1 protein-coding gene and 1 pseudogene are annotated in these 1,225 nt (G+C 58.8%); one reads left to right on the forward strand and one right to left on the reverse strand.

The genetic code is table 11. From position 1 onward, the window contains the following. Nucleotides 1–217, reverse strand: a pseudogene (locus AUR66_RS17300) (hypothetical protein); the annotation flags it as partial. A 235-nt stretch (nucleotides 218–452) separates the two neighbouring features. Here AUR66_RS17300 and AUR66_RS17305 point away from each other — a divergent pair. Further along, nucleotides 453–1,225: transcription initiation factor IIB (locus AUR66_RS17305; RefSeq protein WP_082682265.1), on the forward strand; the 773-nt coding region annotated here is incomplete at its 3' end.

Below are 1,225 nucleotides of genomic sequence, written 5' to 3' on the forward strand. Positions count from 1 at the left end.
GGTCGAACTGCTCGCGGACGTGCCTGACCGCGTGTTCGTACGGCGATGGGACGTCGTCGAACACACGTTCCCGGCCTCCGAACACGAGAAGGCCGGACGACGACATCTGAAACCGCATTCTGCGCCCACAGACGTACTCGCGAAGCCAGAGGTGACCACTCGAGAGGACTGCTTCGTGGGCGTCGGTGAGGTCAGGGGTCGGAGGATACGGTTTCATGACCGGGGACGGTAGTTTCACCGCCGGGTCAAAGACTGTTGGTATGAACGGCGATTCTCTGGAATGTGTGGTTTTTGCTCTCGCCGCCGTATCTGTGCGGTTCGAATTAGGTATTTAAACATGTGCATGAATATATAAAGATATGGCAAAGGTTTAAATATCCTTGCCACTTACTTAGAGTAAGCGAAGTTCGACCGTGGCCGCCGAAACAGCGGTCGGACACCTAATTCGTACCATGAGTTCAGTAGAAATCAACCCAAAAAGAGAACACTTCACATCGACTGTCGACGAGAAAGAAGTCAAGCGAAAAGAACAGACTGCGTGTCCCGAGTGTGGAGGCCGCCTCGCCACAGACGCAGAGCACGCGGAGACGACGTGTACCGAGTGTGGCCTCGTCGTCGACGAAGACCACATCGACAGAGGGCCGGAGTGGCGAGCCTACACCGCGACTGAAGAAGGAAACAGAAGTCGGGTCGGTGCTCCGACGACCAAACTCCTGCACGACAAGGGGCTTTCGAGCCACATCGGGTGGGAGAACCGCGATAGCTACGGGAAGGCGTTGAGCACACGACAGCGCCAGCAAGTCCAGCGTCTCCGGACGTGGGACGAACGGTTCCGAACCCGCGACCACAAAGAACGAAATCTCAAACAGGCGCTCGGTGAAATCGACCGGATGGGAAGCGCACTCGGCCTCTCAGACGACGTCCGCGAGACTGCGAGCGTCATCTACCGCCGTGCCCTCGAAGAGGGACTCTTACCCGGTCGGACTATCGAAGGAATCGCGACGGCATCGCTCTACGCCGCGGCCCGACAGATGAAGACCCCTCGGAGTATCGTGGAAGTCGCTGCAGTGAGCCGTGTCGACGAAGTCGAGTTCAAGCGGGCTTACCGGTACATCGTCCGCGAACTGGGCTTAGCCGTCGAGCCGGCGAGCCCGTTGCAGTACGTGGGGCGACTCGCGTCGGGCCTCGATATCGACGTGGAGACAGAGCGACTGGCCCGCGAACT

This window comes from Haloferax profundi (genome assembly GCF_001469865.1).
Classification (GTDB): Archaea; Halobacteriota; Halobacteria; order Halobacteriales; family Haloferacaceae; genus Haloferax; species Haloferax profundi.